General features: G+C 70.9%; 22 protein-coding genes. 9 read left to right on the top strand and 13 right to left on the bottom strand.

Features of this window, described 5'->3' with window-relative positions:
* On the top strand, positions 1-609 hold a 609-nt coding region (locus MUE36_13985; GenBank protein MCU0312040.1), incomplete at its 5' end, for a hypothetical protein.
* Here the strand turns inward: MUE36_13985 and MUE36_13980 are convergent.
* Positions 579-1,442, bottom strand: a complete 864-nt coding sequence (locus MUE36_13980; protein MCU0312039.1) for a thioesterase — start codon at positions 1,440-1,442, stop codon at positions 579-581. The two genes, MUE36_13985 and MUE36_13980, sit on opposite strands and share 31 nt — an antisense overlap.
* Positions 1,443-1,513: 71 nt before the next feature.
* Between MUE36_13980 and MUE36_13975 the strand changes: the two genes are divergently transcribed.
* The 5 genes from MUE36_13975 (at position 1,514) to MUE36_13955 (ending at position 4,913) form a co-directional block, all read left to right on the top strand.
* Positions 1,514-1,699 (top strand): hypothetical protein, encoded by a 186-nt coding sequence (locus MUE36_13975; GenBank protein MCU0312038.1) that lies wholly within the window; start codon positions 1,514-1,516, stop codon positions 1,697-1,699.
* A gap of 117 nt (positions 1,700-1,816) precedes the next feature.
* Positions 1,817-2,155, top strand: a complete 339-nt coding sequence (locus MUE36_13970) for a WhiB family transcriptional regulator (protein ID MCU0312037.1) — start codon at positions 1,817-1,819, stop codon at positions 2,153-2,155.
* Between the two features lie 205 nt (positions 2,156-2,360).
* A complete protein-coding gene (locus MUE36_13965; GenBank protein MCU0312036.1) occupies positions 2,361-2,996 on the top strand; it encodes a TlpA family protein disulfide reductase in 636 nt (211 codons plus the stop codon).
* A 2-nt stretch (positions 2,997-2,998) separates the two neighbouring features.
* Entirely contained in the window at positions 2,999-3,916 is a 918-nt protein-coding gene (locus MUE36_13960) for a cytochrome c biogenesis CcdA family protein (GenBank protein ID MCU0312035.1), read from the top strand.
* A gap of 76 nt (positions 3,917-3,992) precedes the next feature.
* A complete protein-coding gene (locus MUE36_13955) occupies positions 3,993-4,913 on the top strand; it encodes an LLM class F420-dependent oxidoreductase (GenBank protein MCU0312034.1) in 921 nt (306 codons plus the stop codon).
* Between the two features lie 168 nt (positions 4,914-5,081).
* On the opposite strand, the gene pdxH is transcribed toward MUE36_13955, so the two are convergent.
* Genes pdxH through serS form a run of 4 tightly spaced genes read right to left on the bottom strand, consistent with a single transcriptional unit; the run spans position 5,082 to position 7,847 of the window.
* Positions 5,082-5,723, bottom strand: coding sequence for a pyridoxamine 5'-phosphate oxidase (pdxH, locus tag MUE36_13950; GenBank protein MCU0312033.1), 642 nt, complete (start codon positions 5,721-5,723; stop codon positions 5,082-5,084).
* Between the two features lie 49 nt (positions 5,724-5,772).
* Complete coding sequence (locus MUE36_13945; protein ID MCU0312032.1) at positions 5,773-6,159, bottom strand: CrcB family protein; 387 nt, start codon at positions 6,157-6,159, stop codon at positions 5,773-5,775.
* Positions 6,156-6,554 carry a fluoride efflux transporter CrcB gene (gene crcB / locus MUE36_13940; GenBank protein MCU0312031.1) on the bottom strand — a complete coding sequence of 133 codons (399 nt, stop codon included), beginning with the start codon at positions 6,552-6,554 and terminating at the stop codon, positions 6,156-6,158. Before crcB ends, MUE36_13945 begins: the two co-directional genes overlap by 4 nt.
* Before the next feature lie 6 nt (positions 6,555-6,560).
* Positions 6,561-7,847, bottom strand: coding sequence for a serine--tRNA ligase (gene serS / locus MUE36_13935; GenBank protein MCU0312030.1), 1,287 nt, complete (start codon positions 7,845-7,847; stop codon positions 6,561-6,563).
* 92 nt (positions 7,848-7,939) lie between these two features.
* Between serS and MUE36_13930 the strand changes: the two genes are divergently transcribed.
* Positions 7,940-8,923: an ABC transporter ATP-binding protein gene (locus MUE36_13930; GenBank protein ID MCU0312029.1), complete on the top strand. Its 984-nt coding sequence runs from the start codon at positions 7,940-7,942 to the stop codon at positions 8,921-8,923.
* Complete coding sequence (locus MUE36_13925) at positions 8,920-9,651, top strand: ABC transporter permease (protein MCU0312028.1); 732 nt, start codon at positions 8,920-8,922, stop codon at positions 9,649-9,651. The genes MUE36_13930 and MUE36_13925 overlap by 4 nt, the downstream gene beginning before the upstream one ends.
* Here MUE36_13925 and MUE36_13920 read toward each other — a convergent pair whose 3' ends face one another.
* The 8 genes from MUE36_13920 to MUE36_13885 all read right to left on the bottom strand — a co-directional run bounded on the left by MUE36_13920 (position 9,652) and on the right by MUE36_13885 (position 18,229).
* On the bottom strand, positions 9,652-10,026 hold the full coding sequence (locus MUE36_13920; GenBank protein ID MCU0312027.1) for a cytochrome C oxidase subunit IV family protein: 375 nt from the start codon (positions 10,024-10,026) through the stop codon (positions 9,652-9,654). It lies immediately after the preceding gene.
* 8 nt (positions 10,027-10,034) lie between these two features.
* A complete protein-coding gene (locus MUE36_13915; protein ID MCU0312026.1) occupies positions 10,035-10,667 on the bottom strand; it encodes a heme-copper oxidase subunit III in 633 nt (210 codons plus the stop codon).
* Positions 10,660-12,630: a cytochrome c oxidase subunit I gene (gene ctaD / locus MUE36_13910; protein MCU0312025.1), complete on the bottom strand. Its 1,971-nt coding sequence runs from the start codon at positions 12,628-12,630 to the stop codon at positions 10,660-10,662. The genes MUE36_13915 and ctaD overlap by 8 nt, the downstream gene beginning before the upstream one ends.
* Before the next feature lie 134 nt (positions 12,631-12,764).
* The gene (gene coxB, locus MUE36_13905) at positions 12,765-13,967 is read right to left on the bottom strand and encodes a cytochrome c oxidase subunit II (GenBank protein ID MCU0312024.1); all 1,203 of its coding nucleotides are present in this window, start codon (positions 13,965-13,967) and stop codon (positions 12,765-12,767) included.
* Between the two features lie 188 nt (positions 13,968-14,155).
* Entirely contained in the window at positions 14,156-15,010 is an 855-nt protein-coding gene (locus tag MUE36_13900; protein MCU0312023.1) for a hypothetical protein, read from the bottom strand.
* 7 nt (positions 15,011-15,017) lie between these two features.
* Positions 15,018-15,614 (bottom strand): cytochrome c oxidase subunit 3, encoded by a 597-nt coding sequence (locus MUE36_13895; protein MCU0312022.1) that lies wholly within the window; start codon positions 15,612-15,614, stop codon positions 15,018-15,020.
* 2 nt (positions 15,615-15,616) lie between these two features.
* Positions 15,617-17,191, bottom strand: coding sequence for a cbb3-type cytochrome c oxidase subunit I (locus MUE36_13890; protein ID MCU0312021.1), 1,575 nt, complete (start codon positions 17,189-17,191; stop codon positions 15,617-15,619).
* A 141-nt stretch (positions 17,192-17,332) separates the two neighbouring features.
* Positions 17,333-18,229, bottom strand: a complete 897-nt coding sequence (locus MUE36_13885; GenBank protein ID MCU0312020.1) for a heme o synthase — start codon at positions 18,227-18,229, stop codon at positions 17,333-17,335.
* Positions 18,230-18,356: 127 nt separating this feature from the next.
* Between MUE36_13885 and MUE36_13880 the strand changes: the two genes are divergently transcribed.
* On the top strand, positions 18,357-19,304 hold the full coding sequence (locus MUE36_13880; GenBank protein MCU0312019.1) for a COX15/CtaA family protein: 948 nt from the start codon (positions 18,357-18,359) through the stop codon (positions 19,302-19,304).
* Positions 19,305-19,314 lie beyond the last annotated feature (10 nt).

Below are 19,314 nucleotides of genomic sequence, written 5' to 3'. Positions count from 1 at the left end.
CTCTCACCCTTCCGGCGCCTCGACGGCACCGAGGTCGCCGTGCCCATGATGCGCCGGATCGACGCCACCGGGACTTCCTGGACCGAGGCGCCCGGATGGCAGGCGGTGAGCCTCCCCTACCTGGCCGGGGAGCTCGAGATGACGATCGTGGTGCCCGACGACGGTCGGTTCCGGGAGGTGGAGGCCCGCCTCGACGGCCCGACGCTCGCCGGCCTCCGCACGACGATGACGGAGGTTCCGGTGGATGTGTCGCTCCCCCGCGTCGGGTTCACCACCGACGTCGAGCTGACCGACGCACTGCGCACGCTCGGTGTCGTGGACGCCTTCGACACGTTGGCGGCCGACTTCTCGGGGGCCAGCTCCGAGGAGCCGCTGGCCCTCGCCGGGGTGGCGCACCAGACGTTCTTCGCGATCGACGAGGAGGGCACCGAGGCCGCCGGCTCACGACCGGCGACCACGAGCGCACCGGCGGGCGTCGACGGCCGCACCCTCAGCTCCCCGACCACGCCCCGCACGATCGTGGCGAACCGCCCCTTCCTCGTTCTGGTCACCGACCGCGACACCAGGGTGCCCCTGTTCTACGGGCGGGTCGTGGCTCCGAGGGGCTGAGGCGGGGTCACCAGCGCGGTGACGAACACCGGCGAGCGCGGTCCCTCCCCACCCCGCACGGTCACCTCCAGACGATCCTTCCCGGCACGGGCGAGCACGACGGGGCCCGGACCGTCCGTCACCAGGCGACGATCGATCGGATCGCGGTACTCGACCTCGGTACGACGGGGGAGCGACGCCCAGGGTGGGCCGCCGCCGACCGAGGCGGCCACCCGGACCACCGCCTCCTCCACCACGGCCCAGGCCACGGCGTTGGTGACGTGGTCGAGCACGTCGAGATCGGCGAGCCGCGACCGCCACGGCACGACCACCACCCCGGGTTCGTCCCCGTCGAGGGCGACGTGGCGGAGCCGCCCGTCGACCTCACGACCGCCGGACGCCTCTCGATAGAGGTCCTCGAAGGCGTCGCCGAGCGGCGCGGGGCGGCCGGTGACGGGATCCACGTGCACCCACACCGTCACCGCCTCGGCCCGTCCCCCGGCCTCGCCGGTCATCGTGACGCGTCGCTCCGCCCACCGGGACCCGAGCCCCGAACAGAACGTGGCCAGCTCGACCTGCTCGCGGAACCGCAGCGGCGCCGACTGCTCGATCACCGACCGCCGCACCACCCAGTACAGGGGGTCGGGGAGGGCGGCGTCGTCGCTGTCGTCGCCGGCGACGTCCTGGAGGTACCGGGCCAGGGCGTCGAGGCGCACCTGCCCGTCCGTCCCCACGTCCGCCAGCCGGACACGGCGCCGGGCGCGGTACACCCGCCCGGTCGGCGGGAGCGCCGTCATGACGACGGCGCCGGGGTCCCGACGACGTCCCCGTCCGGAGGGATCCGTGACGCTCATGGCCGCCGACGCTAACGGCCGCGCCGAAACCTCGTTGACGGCGCAGGACGCGGCGTGCTTTCGTTGTCACCATGTTCACGACCGACGCCTCTGCCTGCACCACCGGTGCCGCGCCGGCTGTCGTCGTGCCCGCCACCGGCTCCGCCGTGCTCACCACCACCGTCATCGCCGCCTCGTGGTACCGCCACATCGACGGCTTCGGTTTCCCGGTGAACCACAAGCGCCTCACCCGGCGGCCCGTGATCCCCGTCTCGTAACGCTCGAAGCGACGAGACCGCCACAGGCCGCCGGGTTCTCCCGGCGGCCTTTCTGCGTCGCCCCCTCCCGCCCCATCCCGATCCACCCCGCGCAGCACCCACGAAAGGAACCTCCCGATGCTCGCCGAGCTCGACATCTCCCCCGTCGTGCAGGCCGAGGCCGCCTGCCGAGACCTCGAGGGCGCGCCGACCGGCGTGTTCTTCTCCGAGGACCTCCACGACGTCATCCGGGCCAAGCGGATCTGCGCGGAGTGCCCGGTCCGGGTGCCGTGCCTCGAGGGGGCGATCGCCCGCCACGAGCCGTGGGGCGTCTGGGGCGGACACCTGTTCCTCAACGGGCGGATCCTGACCACCAAGCGACGGGCGGGACGTCCCCCCAAGGTGCCCCGCCCCGAGGACGAGCTTCCCGACATCCCGGTGCCGGTCCACCTGAGGGGCTACCTCCGCACCGCGTGAACCCGTCCGGTGCCGTCCCGGCGGCACCGGACCGAGGCCCCACCGACCCCCTGCTCCCGCCCGAACCCGGGTGGCGCCGCGGCTCCGAGCCGGCGCCGCCCGCCGGCCGGGGCGGGACAGGGGGTCGGGTCGACCGACGGTCGGCGCGGGCGCCCTGATTGGGGAGCGCCGCCGCACGCCGCTACCGTCGGTCGTGGTGCCGCCGATGGAGACGTCCCCCCTTCCGCCCGAGGACCGAGCCCCGGCCCCGCCCGCCCGACGGGTGTCGCGGGGTCTGATCGCCGCGGTCGCTCTGGCCGTGGTCGTCCTGGCCGTGGCCACGTTCACCGCGTTCCGATCCGACGACGACACCACCGAGACCCTCACGCCCGGCGCCACCCTGGCCCCGGGGGCGTTCGGTACGAACGGGCTCGACGCCGGTGAGGATGTCGCGGGACAACCCCTTCCGGACTTCACCGTGACGAACTTCGACGGGAGCACCGCCCCGCTCTCGACGGACGGCCGCCCCCTGGTCATCAACTTCTGGGCCTCGTACTGCGGCCCGTGCGTGGCCGAGATGCCGGCCATCGAGCAGGTCTACCAGGCCAACCGCGACCGCATCGGGGTGCTCGGCCTGCAGGTGCAGGAGGCCGCCGAGCTCGGTCTGCCGCTGGCCGAGAAGACCGGCGTCACCTACCCGCTGGGTCGCGACCCGAAGGGCGAGCTCGTGCGCGAGCTCGGCGGGATGAACCTGCCCACCACGGTCTTCGTGGCCGCCGACGGCACCATCACCGACGTGCACGTCGGGGCCGTCACCGCGCCCGAACTGCAGGCGCTCATCGACGAGCACCTGCCGGCCTGAGCGTGAACCCCTCGCTCGTCTACGCGTTCGGGGTCGGGATGGTCGCCACGTTCAACCCGTGCGGGTTCGCGATGCTGCCCGCCTACCTCTCGTACTTCCTCGGCCTCGAGAACAAGGTCGACCCGGAGGGGCGGGACCTCACCGCGGCGGTCCTACGGGCCCTGGCCGTCGGCGCCACCATGACCGGTGGGTTCGTGGCCGTCTTCGCGCTGCTCGGGCTGGGCCTCGAACCGATCCTCTCCACCGTCCAGTCCCGTCTGCCGTGGGTGACGATCATCCTGGGCGTCGGTCTCGTCGTCGTGGGGGTGATGATGCTCCGGGGGCGGACGTTCACCGTGAACCTGCCCAAGCTCAACAAGGGCACCGACTCCCGGGAGCTCACCTCCGTCTTCCTCTTCGGGGTGTCCTACGCCATCGTCTCGCTGTCGTGCACGATCTCGTTGTTCATCGCCGCCGTCGTGACGACGATCGACACGGAGAGCTTCGCCGTCGGCGTCGGGGCGTTCGTCGCCTACGCGCTGGGCATGGGCCTGGTGCTCACCGTGCTCACGGTCGCGCTGGCCCTGGCCCGCCAGTCCATGGTGGGTCGTCTGCGCCGGGTCCTCCCCTACGTGAACCGGGTGTCGGGTGCCCTGCTGATCGTCGCCGGCCTCTACGTCGCGTACTACGGCTGGTACGAGCTGCAGGTGCTCGGCGGCGACCTCGACCCCGGCGGACCGGCGCGCTGGGTGTTCGACCTGAACGGCACGGTGAGCACGTGGATCACCGACGTGGGGCCGACCCGCCTGGGGTTGGTGCTGGCCCTGGCGATCGCCGTCGTCGTGCTCGTCGTGCTGGTGCTCCGTGCCCGCCGTGAGGATCGGCCGGACGGATCGGACGAAACCGCCGTCCCCGGCCCCGACTCCCGACGGGTCCCCTGAGCCACTCGTCGGCGACGCGTGGCATCCTTCGGGAACCGCCACCACCACCTCCCGGAGGCCGACCTTGGACCTACGCGTGTTCGTCGAACCCCAGCAAGGAGCGAGCTACGCCCAACAGCTCGACGTCGCCCGGGTCGCCGAGGAGTGCGGGTACGACGGCTTCTTCCGATCCGATCACTACCTGCGGATGGGCCACGGGGACGGCCGACCCGGCCCGACGGACACCTGGGTGACGCTCGGCGGCATCGCCCGCGAGACGACCACCATCCGCCTCGGCACCCTGGTCTGCTCGGCCACGTTCCGACTCCCCGGGCCGTTGGCGGTGACGGTGGCGCAGGTCGACGACATGAGCGGAGGGCGGATCGAGCTCGGCCTGGGCGCCGGCTGGTTCGACGACGAACACACCGCGTACGGCGTGCCGTTCCCCACGCTCGGCGAGCGCTTCGACCGCCTCGAGGAGCAACTGGAGATCATCACCGGGATGTGGAGCACCCCCGAGGGATCACAGTTCACCTTCGAAGGGCAGCACTACGGCCTGGTCGGCTCACCGGCGCTCCCGAAGCCGGTGCAGCCGGGTGGGCCCCCGGTGATCATCGGCGGCCACGGCCCGAAGCGCACGCCGATGCTCGCTGCCCGCTTCGCCGCCGAGTTCAACGTGGCCTTCTCCCCGATCGAGGTGTTCACCGCCCAACGGGACCGGGTGCGGGCGGCGTGCGCGTCCATCGGCCGTCCCCCGGAGGACATGGTCTTCTCGGTGGCACTCGTGCTGTGCTGCGGCGCCACCAACGCCGAGGTCGAGCACCGCGCCGGAGCGATCGGACGGGCCGCCGCCGAGCTCCGGGCCAACGGTGCCGCCGGGACCCCGGCGGAGGTCCTCGCCACGATCGCGTCCTATGCCGAAGCGGGTGTCGACCGCGTGTACCTCCAGGTCCTCGACCTCGACGACCTCGACCACCTCCGCCTCGTCGCCGAAGAGGTCATGCGCCTTCTGCCGTAACACTTGCTCGGCATCCGCCTCGCCGGCTTCGCCGACACGCCCACCCGTCCCGAGCCTCCTCGCTGGCGCGACGTCGGCTGTCACCCCCCGAGCGCTCGGCCTCCGCCTCGCCGGCTTCGCCGACACGCCCACCCGTCCCGAGCCTCCTCGCTGGCGCGACGGCGGCTGTCAGGGGCTGAGGCGCTCCCGTCGCCACGAGCCGTCGCTGCGCCGGGAGTAGCGGAACCGATCGTGCAGGCGGGACGGGCGGCCCTGCCAGAACTCGACCTCCTCGGGGAGGACCCGGTACCCGCCCCAGTGAGGCGGCCGAGGCACGGCGCCGTCGGCGAAGCGGGCCTCGGCCTCGGCGACGCGTCGGTCGAGGGTGGCCCGGTCGGGGATGACCTCGCTCTGCCGGGAGGCCCAGGCCCCGACCTGGCTGCCCCGCGGTCGGGAGACGAAGTACTCGTCCGACTCGGCGGCGCTGACCGCCTCGACCGTCCCGGCCACACGGACCTGACGAGCGAGCACGTTCCACGGGAAGCAGATCGCCGCCACCGGCCGCTCCGCCATCTCCCTGCCCTTCTGGCTCGTCGCGTTCGTGAAGAACACGAAGCCGTGGTCGAGCCCGCGCAGGAGCACGTGGCGCGACGACGGTCGGCCCGAGGCGGCGACGGTCGAGACGACCATCGCCTCCGGCTCGTGCACGCCGAGCGCCACGCACGTCTCGAACCAGCGGTGGAACTGGGTGAACGGGTCGTCGGCCAGGTCGGCCTCGTCGACGCCGGCGGACTGCAGCACGGCCCGCTGCGCGGCGAGGTCGCTCGTCATGACGACGAGTCAACCCCATCCGGACCCTCGGAGGCGACACGGGCGGGGGTCACAGCCCCGTCCCGAGGGTCCAGCCCACGGCCGCGGCGCCCACGCCCCCCACGACCGAGACGAGGGCCCAGGCCAACGCCGGCCCCGCACCCTGGTGGTCGCCCGATCCCTCCGCGAGGTTCACCAGCTCCATCATGAGAGTGGAGAACGTCGTGAACGCCCCGAGGAACCCGGCGACGACGAAGCGTCGCACGTCGGCGTCGAGGGTGTGGCCGGTGGACCAGCCGATCACGACACCGAGCACCGCCGAACCGAGGAGGTTGGCGGCCAGCACCCCGTAGGAGGGTCCGATCGGACCTCCTCGTCGACGCATCACCACGTCGAGCAGATGTCGGCACAGCGCGCCGAGCGCGCCCCCCACGCCGACCAGCACGAGACCGGTCACGAACGGACCCACCATCGTCGACCCAGCGCCAGCCCGGCGGCCGCGACCGCCACACCCGCCACCAGCGACACCGCAAGGTACGTACCGGCCCGCAACACCTGCCCGGCGTCGACGAGGACCACCGCCTCCACCGTCAGGGTCGAGAAGGTCGTGAACGCACCCAGCACACCGGTGCCGAGCAACGAGTGGGTGACCGGGGCGGAGGGCTGTCGCTCGAGGAGCCCGGCGACGACGAGACCCAGGCAGAACGCACCGATCAGGTTGACGGCCAGCGTCGTGGTGGGGAAGCGGTCGAGGGCCACCGGCCAGCTGGTCGCCACCACCCAGCGCGCCGACGCCCCCAGCGCGCCGCCGAGCGCCACCGCGGCCATGCGGAGGGGATCGGTGCGACGCACGTCCGGTCAGCGGATCTCGGTGGAGCCGCGCAGGTACGGCCACAGCACCTCGGGCAGTGCCACCGACCCGTCGGGGCGCCGATGCGTCTCGACGAGCGCCGCCCACACCCGGGGCACGGCCAGCGCCGACCCGTTGAGCGTGTGCACGACCTCGGTGCCCTTCGCGCCGGCCGGCCGGTAACGGATGTTGGCGCGGCGGGCCTGGTAGTCGCTGAACCACGACACCGACGAAACCTCGAGCCACTGGTCGACTCCCGGGGCGTAGACCTCGACGTCGAAGGAACGGTGGTGCGACTGACCCATGTCGCCGGTGCAGATGTCGAGCACGCGATGGGTGAGGCCCAGCGCGACGATCAGCGCCTCGGCGCGGGCGAGGATCTCCTCGAGGATCCCCGGCGCCTGCTCCGCGGTGGCGTAGGCCAGCAGCTCGACCTTGTCGAACTCGTGGACGCGCAGCAACCCGCGGGTGTCGCGTCCGGCCGACCCGGCCTCGCGCCGGAAGCACGGCGTGGAGGCCATGAACCGGACCGGCAGCTCGCCCTCGGCGAGCACCTCGTCACGGGCGATCGAGGTGAGCGGCACCTCGGCGGTGGGGATGGCCCACAGGTCGTCCCTGGGGACCTGGTAGGCGTCGTCGACGAACTTGGGGAGCTGGCCGCTGGCGGTGAGGGTGGCCGACGTGACCAGGCTCGGGGGTCGGATCTCCTCGTAGAGATCGCTGTTGCGATCGAGTGCGACCTGGCAGAGGGCCCGGGCGAGCGTGGCCCCCTGCTTCCGGAACATGGTGAACATCGCGCCGCTCATCCGCACCGCCGACTCGACGTCGAGGATCCCGAGCTCGGTCCCGATCTCCCAGTGGGGGACCCGCTGGTGCTCGCCGTAGGCGCCGGCGGTATCACCGGGACCGACGACCCGGATCACCGGGTTGTCGGCGTCGCCGGCGCCGTCGGGGGCGGCCTCCGCGGGGACGTTGGGGATCACGAGGAGGAGGTCGCGGACCTGGGTGGCCAGCTCGTCGGCCTCGGCGGCGAGCGCCTTCTCCCGCTCCCCGAGCTCGCGGCTCTCGGTCTGCGCGGCCTCGGCGGCGGCGACCTCGCCGTCCCGCCGCAGGGCTCCGACCTGCTTCGACAGCGTGTTGATCGCCGCCCTGAGGTCGTCACGCTCGGCGCCGACCTGGCGGGCACGCTCGTCGAGGCGGCGCACCTCGTACAGCTCCGCGAGATCGCCCCCGCGCCGGGCCAACGCCGCCTCGACGACGTCGAACTCGTTGCGGACGCGGCGGATGTCGATCATCGGCGCCGACGTTAGCGGCGCATCGAGCGCCCCCTCGCCGGGTTCCGCGCCGATGCCGGAGCGTGGGAGGTCGCCCAGTAGCGTCGGCGTGCGTGTCCGAGCCGACCCCGCCACCCGCTGTCGAGGTGACCGACCTCGTCGTCCGCCATGGCCCGATCACCGCGGTCGACGGGCTCTCCTTCACCGCTGCCACCGGTCGGATCACCGCCGTGCTCGGACCGAACGGCGCCGGGAAGACGACGACCGTCGAGACGCTCGAGGGCTACCGCCGGCCGAGCGCCGGGACCGTGCGGGTGCTCGGACTCGACCCCGTCGCCGACCGGCGCGAGCTCGTGCCCAGGATCGGCGTGATGCTCCAACAAGGAGGCGTTGCGCCGGGCATCCGCCCCGAGGAGGTGGTGAACCTCTTCGCGTCGTACTACGACGATCCCGTCGACCCCGACGAGCTGCTCGCCCTGGTGGGCCTCGAGGAGCGTCGGCGCTCGTCGTGGCGGCGCCTCTCCGGCGGCGAGCAACAGCGCCTCTCCCTGGCCCTCGCGCTGGTGGGTCGCCCGGAGGTGGTGTTCCTCGACGAGCCGACCTCGGGCATCGACCCGCTCGGGCGCCAGGTCGTCCGGGACGTGATGCAGCGCCTCCGGGACGAGGGCGTCGCCGTCCTCGTGACCACCCACGACCTCGACGAGGCCGAGCGGGTCGCCGACGAGATCGTGATCATCGACCGCGGACGCCTGCTGGCCACCGGGTCCCCGGCCGCGCTCATGACCAGCGAACGCGGCGGTGAGCTCCGTTTCCGGGCACCGAGCGGCATCGACGTGGACTCACTGGCCGGGGTGCTGGGGGCGCCCGTGAGCGAAGGGCCCGGCGGGGAGTACGTGGTCGGGGCCGAGGCCAGCCCGACCACCGTCGCCGCGCTGACCGCCTGGCTGGCCGAGCACGACCTTCCCCTCGGTGACCTGCGCGCCGGCCGCCAGTCCCTCGAGGACGTCTTCCTGCGCCTCACCGCCGACGCCGACCCGGCCTCCGCACGGGGAGGGACGACGGCACCGACCGGCCGACGCCGTCGGGACCGGCGGTGAACGCCCTCGTCACCCAGGCGCGCACCGAGCTGCGCCTGAACCTGCGCAACGGCGAGCAGCTCCTCGTGGCGATCGCCATCCCGGTCCTGCTCCTGGTGTTCTTCTCGACGGTCGACGTCCTCCCGCTCCCCGACGGGGTCGACGACGCGGTCGACTTCCTCACCCCCGGGGTGCTGGCCCTCGCCGTGATGTCGAGCGCGATGGTGAGCCTCGGCATCAGCACCGGCTTCGAGCGCCAGTACGGGGTCCTCAAGCGCCTCGGCACCACGCCGCTGGGTCGGGGCCGTTGGGTCACCGCGAAGATCCTCATGGTCCTGGCGCTGCTCGCCATCCAGGTCGTGGTGGTCGCCGCCGTCGGCGCCGCCCTCGGCTGGTCACCCGACCCCCGAGCGGTGCTCGCCATCGGCGCGATCGGACTCGGGGCGCTCGCCTTCGGCGGCATCGGCCTGGTGCTCGCAGGCACGCTGCGCGGGACGGTGAACCTCGCCGTCACCAACGGCCTCTACCTCGTGCTGCTCCTGACCGGCGGCATGGTGATCCCGCTCGAGGAGCTGCCGGGGCCCATGGCCGGCGTCGGCGAGCTCCTCCCGGCGGCGGCGCTCAGCACCACGCTGCAGGCCACCCTCCGGGAGGGAGCCCCGGCCGGCGGCACGGCGTGGGTCGTACTCGTCGTGTGGGCAGTGGTCGCTCCGCTCGCCGCGGGGCGATTCTTCCGCTGGGAACCCTGATCAGCCGTCGACGGCGACGGCGGAGTCGCCACCCCAGAGCCGGAACATGGCCAGCATGGCGATGTACACGCCGAGCGCCACGAACAGCCCCGAGTAGAACGCCCAGGTCAGGATGGGCTTGTCGAACTTGAGGTGCATGAAGATCCACGCCACGGTGAAGAACTTCACGCCCATCAACAGCAACAGCACCGGAACGAGGAGGCTGCCCGACCACAGCGGGAAGTCGGGTACTTCGACGGCGAGGACCTCGACCACGGTGACCACCGCCAGGAAGATGGCCGTGAACACGTACACCTTGTCCCGGGAGTACGGCGCGACGGCACCGTCGAGCACCTCGGTGGGGACGGGATCGTGCGGGGAGATGGTGGTGCTCATCGGGTCTCCTACGGGATCAGGTAGACGATCGCGAAGATCAGGATCCAGACGATGTCGACAAAGTGCCAGTACAGGCCGACGACCTCGACCGTCTCGGAGCGGTGTTCGGGGAGGTTCCCGCGGATGGACAGCAGCAGCAGCGCCATCAACATGATGATGCCGATGGTGACGTGCACGCCGTGGAAGCCGGTGAGAGTGTAGAAGGCCGAGCTGAAGCGGCTGGTCGTGAAACCGAGGCCTTCACGCACGAAGGCGGTGAACTCGTAGACCTGCCCGGCGATGAAGGTGGCGCCGAGCAGCGCGGTGGCGCCGAGCCACACCCGCATCCGGTGGTGGTCGGCCCGCTCGATGGCCGACACGGCCAGCACCATCGTGAGCGAGCTCATCAACAGCACGAACGACGACGCCGAGGTGAACGGGATGTCGAAGAGGTCCTCCCCGCTCGGCCCCTCGAGCGGATCGCGGTAGAGGAGGTAGGTGGTGATGAGGCCCCCGAACAGCAGGCACTCGGAGGCCAGGAACAGCCACATCGCCAGCTTGGTGTTGGAGATGCCGGTGTTGGTGTCGTGCTCGATGTGGGCCACCGGGGCATGAGCGTCAGCGGACGCGCCGCTCAGGTGCGAGGTGACGGTCTCAGCCAACGGGAGCCACCTCCTTGTCGGAGACGTCCGCCTCGTCGGCGGGCTCCTCGGTGGACTCGGCGGTGTCGAGCTCGCTGCCCGAGGCGGAGGCACCGCCCGGCGCGTGGTCGTCGTCGTGGGCCGCCGCCGGGTCGTCCGGCGGTTCGAGGGCCCAGCCGAACAGCCCACCGACGACGATGATGCCACCGATCAGCGAGAGCCACAGGGTGTAGAGCAACCCGTAGGCGACGATCGGCAGGCCGAAGGCGACCACGATCGGCCAGTAGGACGGTGACGGGAGGTGGATGTGCTTGCCGTCGGAGCGCTTCTGCACGACGTCCTCGGTGTCGGCGATGCGCACCAGGGCGCCATCCTTGGTCTCGCCGTACTTGCGGTACCAGAAGTCGTCGACCCGGGTGACGGTGGGGATCGGGTCGAAGTTGTAGGCCGGCACCGGTGAGGGGGTCATCCACTCGATCGTCCTGCCGTCCCACGGGTCGGCCTGCACCGGCGGGAGGCTCTTGGCCTTCACCTTGCTGTAGAAGATGTTGAAGACGAACAGGGCGATGCTGCTGGCCAGGATAAAGGCGCCGATCGTGGCGACCTTGTTCCAGAACTCGAACCCGTAGCCGGCGTCATAGGTGTAGATGCGCCGGCTCATCCCCTGGAGCCCGAGCACGTGCATCGGGGCGAACGTGAGGTTGAAGCCGAGCAGCATGAACCAGAAGTGGGCCTTGCCCAGGGTCTCGTTCAGCATGTAGCCGAAGGCCTTCGACCAGTAGAAGTACATGCCGCCGACGAAGCCGAAGAACGCCCCGCCGAAGAGGACGTAGTGGAAGTGGGCGACGATGTAGTAGGTGTCGGTCTGCTGGGTGTCACCGGGGGCGATGGCGTGGGTGACGCCGGAGAGGCCGCCCAGGGTGAACATCGTGACCAACCCGATGGAGAAGAGCATCGGCGAGGTGAACCGGAGCTTCCCGCCCCACATGGTGGCGGTCCAGTTCAGGATCTTCACGCCGGTGGGCACGGCGATGAACATCGTCGTGAGCGAGAAGGTCGTGACCGAGATCGGTCCGATGCCCGAGACGAACATGTGGTGGGCCCACACGCCGAAGCCCATGAACCCGATGGCGACGCCGGAGAAGACGATGAACGGGTAGCCGAAGATGGGCTTGCGGGAGAAGGTGGGGAGCATCTCGGACACGAGGCCGAACGCCGGGAGGATCATCAGGTAGACCTCGGGGTGCCCGAAGATCCAGAACAGGTGCTCCCAGAGCAACGGGCTCGCGCCCTTGGCGACGTTGAAGAAGTTGGCGTCGAAGAGGCGGTCCATCATGAGCAGGACCTGCGCCGAGGTCAGGACCGGGATGGCGAACAGGAGCAGGAACTGGGTGACCAGGGTCATCCAGGTGAACACCGGCATGCGCATCAGGGTCATCCCCGGGGCCCGCATGTTGAGAACGGTCACGATCAGGTTCACCGCGCCGGCCAGCGAGGCGATACCGGCGATGAGGAGACCGAGGTTCCAGTAGTCGATCCCGTGGGTCGGGGAGAAGATCACCCCGTTGTTGGGCGCGTAGTTGAACCATCCCCCGTCGGCGCCGCCGCCGAGCAACCAGCTCGAGTTGATGAAGATGCCGGCGAAGAGGAACACCCAGAAGCTCAGCGCGTTGATGCGCGGGAAGGCCACGTCCCGTGCGCCGATCTGCAGGGGCATCAGGTAGTTCGCGAACGCGGCGCCGATGGGCATGACGACCAGGAAGACCATGGTCGTGCCGTGCATCGTGAAGACCTGGTTGTACAGGTCGGCGCTGAGCAGCGTGCCCCGCGGCGCCCACAGCTGCACCCGGATGAGCAGCGCCTCGACGCCACCGATGATGAAGAACACCAGCGCGGCCGCGCCGTACATGATGCCGATCTTCTTGTGGTCGACGGTCGTCAACCACGACCGCCAGCCGGTTGACGCGGTCGGGCGCGTGAACACGCCGGCAGGCTTGAAGTCCGACCCGCCGTCCCCCGTCGGGAGGGCGAGCGGACCTGCATCAGTGATGGCCATTGAGTGCTCCGGTTGCGAGGATCGTCGGCGGCGAGATGAGGGCGAGGGCGGCGGGGGTCACGTCAGTTCAGCGTGTAGAGGTAGGCCACGAGCTGGTCGATCTGCTCCTCGGTGAGCGCCAGGTTCGGCATGCCCCGGCCTCCCTGGGCGTAGGCCGGCTTCATCGCCGGAGGGTTCCGCAGCCATGCCTCGAGCACCGCCCGGTTGACCCGTTCGGTGTCGACGGGACCGCCGACGAGCGCGTCACCCGGGTCGCCCGGATTGGCGGTCAGCTCCGGGTCGCCGGCGACCGGCTCGCCGTCGGGCGCGTAGAGGTTGAAGATCGAGCCGGCGAACGTGCCGCGCGTCATGAAGTGGGTGAGGTTCGGTGCCACACCCGCCACGAGCGGGACCGGCGCCGCCTCCGGGTCGTCGTTCACCCCGTCGATCACGTGGCACTGGGCGCACAGGGCCGTGAACACGGCCTTGCCCTCGGCGGCAACCGGGTCGGTCGGCTCGGCCCGTTGGTCCTGGACCTGGTTGTCGGCCCACTCGTCGAACGTCTCGGTGGGCACCGACCGCACGAGCATCCGCATGTTGGCGTGGGACAGGCCGCAGAACTCGGTGCACTGCCCGAGGAACACGCCCTCGACGTCGGCCTCGATCTTCAGGTCGTTGAGCTGACCCGGCACTGCGTCCTTCTTCCCGTTCAGCCCGGGGATCCAGAACGAGTGGATCACGTCGTTGGAGGCGACCTTCAGGTCGACCTGTCGGCCGACCGGGATGACCATCTCGGTCGCCGTGTCGATCTCGAAGATCCCGTCGTCGTTCAGGTCGTACCTGTAGCCCCACCACCACTGCTGGCCGTAGACCTCGACCTTGAGCGCGTCGGGTTCGCGGGACTCGAGCTCGATGATGGTGATGACGGTGGCCACCGCCACGCCGGCCAGGATGAGGGCGGGGAGGATCGTCCACCCGATCTCGAGGCCCGTGCGACCGTGGATCTGGTCGGGGAACTGCTCGGGATCGTCGGAGTCACGCTCGCGGAACTTGAAGATGGCGGCGAAGACCACGCCGAAGACGGCGAGGCCCACGAGGAGGGCGATGAAGAAGACGGGACCCATGAGGTCCTGGATCGACTGCGCCGACGGCCCCTCGGGTCGCAGGGTGGTGAGGGGCTTGTCGTCGTTGAAGAACGCCGCCACGATCAGGGCCACGAACAACACGGTGACGACGGCCAGGGTCACGATCTGCAGGACCCTGACGACGACGGAACGGCGTGACATCTACTCTCCTCGGAGGGCGGGGCCGAACGACGGCGAGGCGGTCGGACTCGGGCGACAGGCCCTCTGGTGACGACGAGCGGTGCTGAACCGAATGAAGTGTCGCCCATGTCCGGAACGGCGCGCCACTCCGGCGCTGACTCTCCCGTCACCCACGCGCGACGGGCAGGGGGCCGAGGGGCGACCGGCGTTCACGAGGTGACCACGATCGGGGCCATGCTGCTCTCGACCGACTCCCCGGCCGCCGGCTCCTCGGTCGGCTCCGAGCCGTGCTTCTCGAACTCACGCTCACCGGCGACCGCGCCGATGATGCCGCCGGCGATGACCAGGACGGCCCCCAGCACCACCAGCCCGGTGAGCACGTAGCGCCCCGAGCGGGGGACGAACGCCAGGAGGACGGTGATGGAGAAGATGGTGATGGCGATGAGCGAGAAGACGACCACCGAACCCGTCTTGGAGACGGCGAGCAGGACCCGGGACACGCCGATGACCACGACACCCACCGCGATGATCGCCACCACCGGGACCCGCAACGGGTCGATGATGCGGTGGTAGAGCTCCGCGTTGGTGGCGTCGTCGCCGGTGGCGCGCTCGGCCCACGTGCGCAGCGTCCAGGTGAAGCCGATGATGACGAGGAACGCGACGCCGGCGAGCGCCAGCCCTGTGCTCGCCGTGGCCATACCGATGAGCACGACGGCCAGCCCGACCGCCGCGAAGGCGGGGAGGTAGTTCATGCCCGCCGGGGCCCGCGTCAGGGGCACGCTGTCGGTGCGGACCACCTCGGCCTCGGCCTCCGGGTCGGCGTCCCGGAAGGCGACGAGGATCCCGGCCAGGGCGGCGGAGACGGCGAACAGCGAGAGGAAGGCCACGTAGGCGACGTGGTTGCCCACGCCCCCCTTCCAGCCCATCGAGAGCGGTCCCAGCACGCGGTCGATCGGGTCCTGGGCCTCGCTGGTGAAGCCGGCCACGAAAGCCGACACGAGGGCCAGGACGGACAGGCCGGCGAAGAAGCGGAAGGCAGGGGTGAAGGCGCGGGATCGGAGCACGGTCGGCCTACTTGGTGATGTAGATGGCGAGCCAGATGACGAAGAACACTGCGGTCTGCACGTGCCACGCCAGGGCCGCGGCGGAGATGCCGTCGTGCTGGCGGCTGGTGAACTGGCCGCCGAGGGCCCGGATGGCCATGAGGGCCAGGAAGACCATGGTGGCGATCAGGAACACCAGGTGCCCGCCGGTGACGGCGTAGATGAGCACCGACTGGGGGTTGGCGGCGACGTCGAGACCCATGATCGAGTAGAGGTAGCTCGTCATGACGACGACCATGATCCCGAAGACGAGGGTCAGGCCGAGCGCCAGGTAGGCGTTGACGCGGTCGTCGCGGGCGATGGCGTACACGGCCCACTGGACCGAGATGACCCCCATCAGCAGGGTGGCCATCATGATGTTGGGTTGGCTGAGCGGGATGACGACGCCGTCCGGGAGCCAGGTGTCGCCCACGGCGAGCACCGCGGACCGCTCGGTCAGGTAGATGGCGAGCAGTGCGAGGAGCGCCATCGTGGCGGCCGCGACGGTGAACGCGGTGCCGACCATGAGCACCCGCGGACGCTGGACGGGCGGCGCCGGTGGGAGGGAACGGGTGACGGCGACCATCGTCAGGCCTCCTCGGCCGTGCCGGCCGTGTCGAGGAGCGGTTCGGGCGACCCGACGACGGGGAGCTCGCCGAAGTTGCCGGGCACCGGCGGCGACGCCGTGGCCCACTCGAGCGACTGGCCCGAGCCCCATGCGTCGTCGGCGGGCGCCTCGCCCTTGGTGCCGAGGAGGAGTGCGGCTGCGGCGGCAGCGACGGCCAGGGCCATGATGGCGGCCCCTGCGGCGGCGATGCCGTTGAGGGCGTCGGCGGCGTCGGCGAGGCCGTCGAAGCGGTTGGCGAACCCGAGGACCAGCAGCGGGAGGCCGGCGAGGACGCCGCCGCCGAGGAACGCCAGGACGGACAGCTTCGCGATCCCCTCGTTGGCGAATCGGCCCCGGATCTTGGGCGACCAGTAGTAGAGGCCGGCCGTCGCGGCGCTCAGCCCGGCGGCCACGACGAGGGCGAGCATGCCGTTGGCGAAGTCGGCGGACTGGCGCAGATCGAGCGGGGTGATGACGTGGAGCACGCCGGCCACCGCGACGGTCAGGAGCAACAGGACGGCGACGATCCCCAGCCCGACCGCCGCCTTGGCGGGCGGCCGCCCGGCTCGCAACGTCGCGGCCCACGCCCCGACGAGCAACAGGACGGGCAGCACGATGAGGATCGAGTAGCCCGCCCAGACGGCGTGGTCGGCCACGTCGGGGTAGAAGTACGGCTGGGCGAAGGCACCGAAGCTGAAGGCGGCGAAGGCCCCGATGCCGAAGAGCACGAAGCCCCGGTTGGCCTGACGGGTGCCGCCGAGGGTGGTGAAGAGGTCGGTGAGGATGCCGAGGCCCGGGATCAGGAACGCGTAGGTCTGGGGCTGGGTGAGCACCCACGAGACCTGGGCGAACTGGTTGGCCCCGACACCGAAGTCGCTCGGGCGCCCGTAGCGGTGGTCGATGTAGACGAGCACCAGGTTCGCGGCGAGGATCGGGAGGCTGAGCACCCACATCGAGGCGCCGACCATCCCCGCCCAGGTGGTGGCGGGCACCCGGTCGAGCGACATGCCCGGGGTGCGCAGGGTGATGGCCGTCGTGATCACGCAGACGGCACCCAGCACCAGCGCCGCCACGACGCCGAGGAGCGAGACGAGCATGAGGTCGACCGCCTCGGGACGGCCGCCCCCGAACCCGCCGTCGATGGCGTTGGCGGTGATGAGCACGCCGGCCGAGATCAGCCAGGTCCAGAACGCCAGTGCGGCTGCGCGGGGGAAGGCGATCGTGTTGGCGCCGACCTGCAGCGGGACGACGAACGTGAGGATGCCGAGCATGAGCGGGACGAGCACCAACAGGACGAGCCCGAGCTGGCCGAGGGTGAACATCGTGGACGCCGCCTGCTCGGTGAAGATGTCGTCGCCGACCTGGTTCGCGCCGACCAGGGCCGTGAGCACCCAACCGGCGACGCCGAACACCAGGGAAGCACCGATCCACAGGCGACCGAGCGTGAGGTGGTCGCCGCTGCCGAAGACCGTCTCGGGCGACGTCGTGAGGACCTCGGCGTCGACCTCTGCGTCCCCGCCGGTCTCGACCTCGGGTCTCGTGTCGGTTATCGCCATATCTCCAGAGACCTCGCTCGAGCAACCGAACTCGGGCCGGTCCGAGAACCGGCAACCAACACCGGGGCGCCCGGGGACGCCCTCCGGCGATCGACTCTACACACGCCGCTCAGACCGATCGAAAACGGTCACGAACGGCGCTCAGAGCCCGGACCGGACGAGCTCGTCGAGCGCCATCGACCCGAACAGGAGTGTCACGTAGGTGATCGAGAAGGTGAAGAGGCGCATGGCCACCGCCGTCGACCCGGTGCGCAGCAACTGCACGGAGAACAGCGTGAAGACCGCACCGAGCGCCGTCGCCGCGACGCCGTAGATCCAACCCATCCCGCCCACGGGGACGAACAGCAGGGTGAGGAACCAGAGCCACACCGTGTAGACGAGGATGCGCACCGAGGTGGCGTGCAGGGTGGTGACCGACGGCAGCATGGGGACGTCGGCGGCGGCGTAGTCGTCCTTGTAGCGGATGGCGAGGGCCCAGAAGTGCGGGGGTGTCCAGAAGAAGATGATGGCGAACAGCAGCACGGGCGGCCACGCGAGCGAATCGGTGACGGCCGACCACCCGATGAGGACCGGGGCGGCTCCGGCGGCGCCGCCGATGACGATGTTGCTGGTGGACGACCGCTTGAGCCAGAGCGTGTACACGAACACGTAGAAGAGGCACGCGGCCACGGCGAGCACGGCGCTCAGGAGGTTGACGAAACCCCACAGCCAGGCGAAAGCCACCACCTCGAGGCCGATGGCGAAGACGAGGGCCGCCCGGGGAGTGAGCACACCGGTGACGAGGGGGCGGTTGCGGGTGCGCTTCATCACGGCGTCGATGTCGCGGTCGACGTACATGTTGATGGCGTTGGCCCCGCCGGCGGCCAGTGTCCCGCCGACCACCGTGGCGACGACGAGCCACCACGACGGGAGCCCCTGTTCGGCCAGGACCATCGTGGGCACGGTGGTGATGAGGAGGAGCTCGATGATCCGGGGCTTGGTGAGCGCCACATAGCCCCGCAGCCGCGTCGAGATCGCTGGTCGCGCCACGGTCTTCATTGCCCGCCGATGCTAGGCGGAGGGCCCGAGGCGCCGACAATCGCGGCGGACGAACGGGTGGGAGGGTCGACCGACGGGCACCGCCCCTGATTGGGCGGCCCGCGGGGCCTCTCCTACGATCGACGCCGTGCGGTTGCCACGCGTCTCCCCGTCCACCTACCGGCGCATCACGCTCGTCGCCGGGCTCGCGTTGGCGTTCATCATCGTCACGGGTGCCGGGGTCCGCCTCACCGGGTCGGGGCTCGGTTGCTCCGACTGGCCGACCTGCGAGCAGGACCAGTTCGTGGCCCCGCTCGAGGTGAATGCCATGATCGAATTCGTGAATCGGCTCATCACCGGTCTGGTCTCCGTGGCGGTGATGCTCGCCGTGCTCGGCTCCCTCGTCCGGGTGCCGAGGCGCCGGGACCTCACGCTCTGGTCGCTGGGGCTCGTCGCCGGCGTGCTCGCCCAGATCGTGCTCGGGGGCCTCACCGTGCTGTTCCACCTGGCCCCTCCGTTCGTGATCGGGCACTTCCTGCTCTCGATGGTCCTCATGTGGAACGCGGTGGTGCTCCACGAGCGGGCCGGCCACGACGGCTCTCCCGGGCTCCCACTGGTGCCGCCCCGGCTCCGCACGCTCGGACGGGCGCTCGTGGCCGCCGGAGCGGTGGTCATCCTGTCGGGGACGATCGTGACGGGCACCGGCCCCCACGGCGGCGACGAGACCGTGGAGCGGCTTCCGTTCGAGATCACCGAGGTCGTCCGGATCCACAGCATCATGATGTGGGTGTTCCTCGGGCTGGCGACCTGGGCCCTGTGGGAGCTGCACCGCTCGGGGGCCCCGCTCGGCGTCGACCGCCGCGCGAGGTTCCTCGTGGGGGCGATCGTGTTCCAGGGGGTCGTGGGCTACACGCAGTACTTCACGGGCGTCCCCCCGTGGCTGGTGCTCGTCCACGTGGCCGGGAGCATCGTCGTCTGGGTCGCCGTGCTGCGGTTCCACCTGGGGCTGACCGCTCATCCGCAGGAGGTGGCGCCGGCGCCCGAGACGGCGAGGCGTCGGCCCGCCGACGAGGGTGCACCCGTCGCGGCGACCTGACGGGTGTCGC

The organism is Acidimicrobiales bacterium (assembly GCA_025455885.1).
GTDB lineage: Bacteria > Actinomycetota > Acidimicrobiia > Acidimicrobiales > Acidimicrobilacustridaceae > Rhabdothermincola_A.
This window is presented reverse-complemented; position numbering and strand designations above follow the sequence as displayed.